The sequence below is a fragment of the 'Chrysanthemum coronarium' phytoplasma genome, from assembly GCF_000744065.1.
GTDB lineage: Bacteria > Bacillota_I > Bacilli_A > Acholeplasmatales > Acholeplasmataceae > Phytoplasma > Phytoplasma asteris.
The window spans coordinates 1-3,469 of the sequence record NZ_BBIY01000056.1 but is presented as its reverse complement, the minus strand read 5'-3'; the positions used below and the strand labels follow the sequence as shown (position 1 = coordinate 3,469).

At 28.3% G+C, this 3,469-nt stretch carries 5 protein-coding genes and 1 pseudogene; all 6 read right to left on the bottom strand.

Translation table 11 applies throughout. From position 1 onward, the window contains the following. Nucleotides 1-949 (bottom strand): DnaB-like helicase C-terminal domain-containing protein (locus OYV_RS03090; protein ID WP_042068231.1); only part of this gene is annotated, 949 nt, incomplete at its 3' end. A gap of 17 nt (nt 950-966) precedes the next feature. Further along, entirely contained in the window at nt 967-1,578 is a 612-nt protein-coding gene (locus OYV_RS03085) for a hypothetical protein (protein ID WP_011161031.1), read from the bottom strand. Between the two features lie 37 nt (nt 1,579-1,615). Then, nucleotides 1,616-1,759: a hypothetical protein gene (locus OYV_RS05085; RefSeq protein WP_172642362.1), complete on the bottom strand. Its 144-nt coding sequence runs from the start codon at nt 1,757-1,759 to the stop codon at nt 1,616-1,618. Continuing rightward, nucleotides 1,743-2,372: a dTMP kinase gene (tmk, locus tag OYV_RS03080; RefSeq protein WP_042068230.1), complete on the bottom strand. Its 630-nt coding sequence runs from the start codon at nt 2,370-2,372 to the stop codon at nt 1,743-1,745. Before tmk ends, OYV_RS05085 begins: the two co-directional genes overlap by 17 nt. A gap of 58 nt (nt 2,373-2,430) precedes the next feature. After that, a pseudogene (locus OYV_RS05655) lies at nt 2,431-3,062 on the bottom strand (YqaJ viral recombinase family protein). A 106-nt stretch (nt 3,063-3,168) separates the two neighbouring features. Continuing rightward, nucleotides 3,169-3,432, bottom strand: coding sequence for an SVM family protein (locus OYV_RS03070; protein ID WP_011412561.1), 264 nt, complete (start codon nt 3,430-3,432; stop codon nt 3,169-3,171). Between the last annotated feature and the right edge of the window lie 37 nt (nt 3,433-3,469).

Sequence of the window (3,469 nt, the reverse complement as noted above, 5' to 3'; positions counted from 1 at the left end):
AACTGAATGATAAATTTATATTAGCAAAAAAATGTTTTGCGGTTTTCATCCTTTCCGTGTAGATGTGTTGTGTGATGTTTGAGTCTTCAAAATTTTTATCTAAAATAACATCTAATGGAGTTTTGGTTAGGTGGGCTAACAAACGACTTAAATTTTCTTCTAATGTCATTTCATAAGAAAAAACCAACATATGAGGATAGCAAGAATTTTCTTGGTGTTTGGTTTTGGTGATATCTAAAAGAAGATTGTAAACAAAAGTTGTTTTTCCTAAACCAGTATAGCCCCCAATTGTAATGATTTGGCCTTTTTTAAATCCCTTAGTGGCTTGATTGATTCCTTTAAAAGTTTCTGATAAACGGTAATATTCTTCTTGGATTTTTTGTTTTGCTTGGTTGTCGGTATCAAAAAATTCAGGGTGTAAAAAGGCCATTTGGTTTAAATTGAAGAGAGTTTGGTCGGATTTGTGGGGGATTGAAGAAATAAAGATTCTTAATTTATCAAAAATTTCTTGGTAATATAAATTTTTGTGGTATGGGTCTTGGTTTTCGTATGTGGGGCTGATAATTTTTATTAATTTTTGAAATAGTTTTTCTTGGGTGTAAGTGTGTTTAAGATTGTCTAACACATGAGTGTTGTTTTGGTTATTAAAATCATCATTCAAATAATTTAATGATTCCAAAGTGAATTTATCTTTTGGGAAATTAGTTTGTAGATATGTTAGTAATTCTTGGATAATAACGGATTTGGTAGTAATTTTGTCAAATGGATGAGTTGTTTGTTTTTCTAAAAACAAATATTTAAAAGCTGAAAATATTTTTGTATTTTGAGGGGTAAGCAGAGTTTTGGGGTTGATTATTTGACAGTAAAGGTTCAACTTTTCCCATTGGCCTTGTTCGATATAAGTTATTAATTGTTGTAAAGCGCGTTGTTCGTTAGTTAATTGATTCATTTTTTACTCCTTGGTTATTATTTTTTAATTATATTGATATTAGAAAAGGGGATAAATTTGTTGGTAAGTAAGTTTTGTAAGAATTTATTGGCTGAATCAGAAAATAAGTTAATTACTTGATTAATTCCTTGAACTTTGCCTTGATTGATTTTTTTGTTTAATCTTTGGGTTTCCGTTTCGTTATTAGTTAATAGATAGAATTCAAATCGTGTATCTAGTTTTTTTAATTGTTGACCTTCTATCATGGCTTGTTTATAGCGGTCTCGGAGGCAGGTTTTGAAATTGAAGGCCATTATTCGTTTGGTTTTAGTGAATAAAACCAAATCGAATTTAATGTCAGGTATGAAAAATAAATGTGATTGGGGGTATAAATGGGTGATTCCTTTATTGTTTAGATATAACAAAATTAAATATTCATTGATTTTACCACGGATTGATTTTTGACTTTGTGAATTGTAGTGGTTGTTTTGGAGATATTCGTTTAGGAGATTGTGGGTTTGTGTCATATACTCATTAAATGGTTGGTTGAATAATGAGGGTTGGATTATAAGTTTGGTGATGTCAACACATAAAGATTGGTGGTTAAAAACATTGATATTGTTGAAATGTAAATTATTTAATTGATTCATTTGATTATTCCTTTCTAAATAAAAAAAAGACTCTTGGTTAGAGTCTTTTGGGGTTTTTGAAATTTATTTTTTTAGTACGCCAGCGGATAGTGCCATCTTTTTTAATAGTTTTTATTTTTCCGTTATTATAATGGATGTATAAATTACCGTTTTTACAAATTTTCTTAATTATTATTGACATTTGATATTTCTCCTATTTTTTTGATTATTTGTTTTGTGTTGGATTTCCAAGTTTTGGGTTCCATTGCATTTAAAATAATTTGGGGACCTAGTTTTTTGTTTAAAAACTCTTGAAAACCTTTTTCTACTTGATAAAAATATGATAATGGGCTTGTTTCAATAACATCGAGTATTTGATTAGTTTGATTTGCTTTGCGGTTTAGCCCTGTTTGTGGGTCGATTTTTAAATAAACTGTTAAATTTGGTTTAATAAATAATTTAGTTAAATTGTTAAAAAAATAATATTTTTTATCAATTCGATTAGGATATACGCGATAGGCGAAATTAGAGCCTAACCAACGGTCAACTAAAATGATTTTGTTTGTTTCTAAGTGGGGTTTGATGAGTTCTTCTTGGGTTTGAATCATATTGGCGAAACTTAAAAAATATCTAGTTAAATTGTGTAATTTGTTATGCGTTAAAAATGTTTCGCGTATGGATTCCCCAATTGTAGAACTTCCTAATCCGCGAATAACGATTACTTCTTTTCCTTGTTTTTTTAATCCGTGCTTAACGCTTTTTATTAAACCTGTTTTTCCGCTACCGTCTAGTCCTTCGAATATAATTAATTTCATTGTAATTCTCCTTTTAATCTAATTTTGGGTATAAAAAAAGACCTTCAATTTGAAGGTCTTATTTGTGATTTAGTTTGGTTAATTGTTTTAAATAAATTGTTTGTGATAATTCTTTTTTTGTGTTATGTAGTAATTCTAAATATTTTTTACTGTCTTTAATCATTTTATTAATGAAGTTATTATCTTGGTAAATGCGAACTACATGATAATTTGTGTCATTAAAATAAATTAAAAAATAAGCGAATTTAGCTTGGCTACAATATAGTTGACATTGAACTTGGGCCCAGTAGTTGATGGGACTTCTTTGTTTGAAAAAAAGCCGTTCCAAGATTGTGAGTGGTGTTGAATTCATTAACATAAGGGCATTTGATTTCTAATAAAGTTTTGGTTTTTGAGTTGTATCCATCAAGTGAGGATGGAAACATTTGGACTTTATCGTCGGTAAAGATGGTATCGGGAAATTTTAGATTAGTGGTTTTTTCAAAGAAACTACACGCTAAGGGTTCGGTTTTGTTTCCATGTTAGGTGTATTTGTTGGTGGTAAAAGCAGTTCTAAATATTTTGTCACGGACTAATTGTTCTAAGGTTCTAAATTTATCATTTCCAGTGATACTTCCTATTTCTGAGGCGTTAATGTATTTTTTTCGATGTTGGTACCATTGTTGAGGTTCTTTGGTTGAGGTTGGGTATAAAAAAAGACTCTCGTGATGAGAGTCTTGGGTTGGATTTATTTGTTGGTTTTGGGGGTTGTTAATATTTGTATTAAATATATATTAAATTGTTTTTTTAATTGGGATTATTTTAATTTATTTATTATATTTATGTTTTTCGCCATATCTTCTAATGATAAATTTTTATCTTTAACATAATAACTAATTTTTATGGGTTTATTTGGATTTATTCTAACATTTTTGGTTTCAATGTTATAAATCGTTTGAAGGGGTTTATTTTTTTCCATTGCCATTACTTGATGATTATTGGTGATAAAAAATAATCCTAAAAAAGTAAATAGAACTATTATTAATAAATATAATTGTTTTTTTAATCTAAAAATTAACATTTTTCTCTCTTTTCTGTTTTTTATTTATTTTATTTTA

Bases quoted from the DNA above. Each gene is read 5' to 3' on its own strand.
- OYV_RS03085 (WP_011161031.1), bottom strand. From the start codon at position 1,578: ATGAATCAATTAAATAATTTACATTTCAACAATATCAATGTTTTTAAC.
- OYV_RS05085 (WP_172642362.1), bottom strand. From the start codon at position 1,759: ATGTCAATAATAATTAAGAAAATTTGTAAAAACGGTAATTTATACATC.
- tmk (WP_042068230.1), bottom strand. From the start codon at position 2,372: ATGAAATTAATTATATTCGAAGGACTAGACGGTAGCGGAAAAACAGGT.
- OYV_RS03070 (WP_011412561.1), bottom strand. From the start codon at position 3,432: ATGTTAATTTTTAGATTAAAAAAACAATTATATTTATTAATAATAGTT.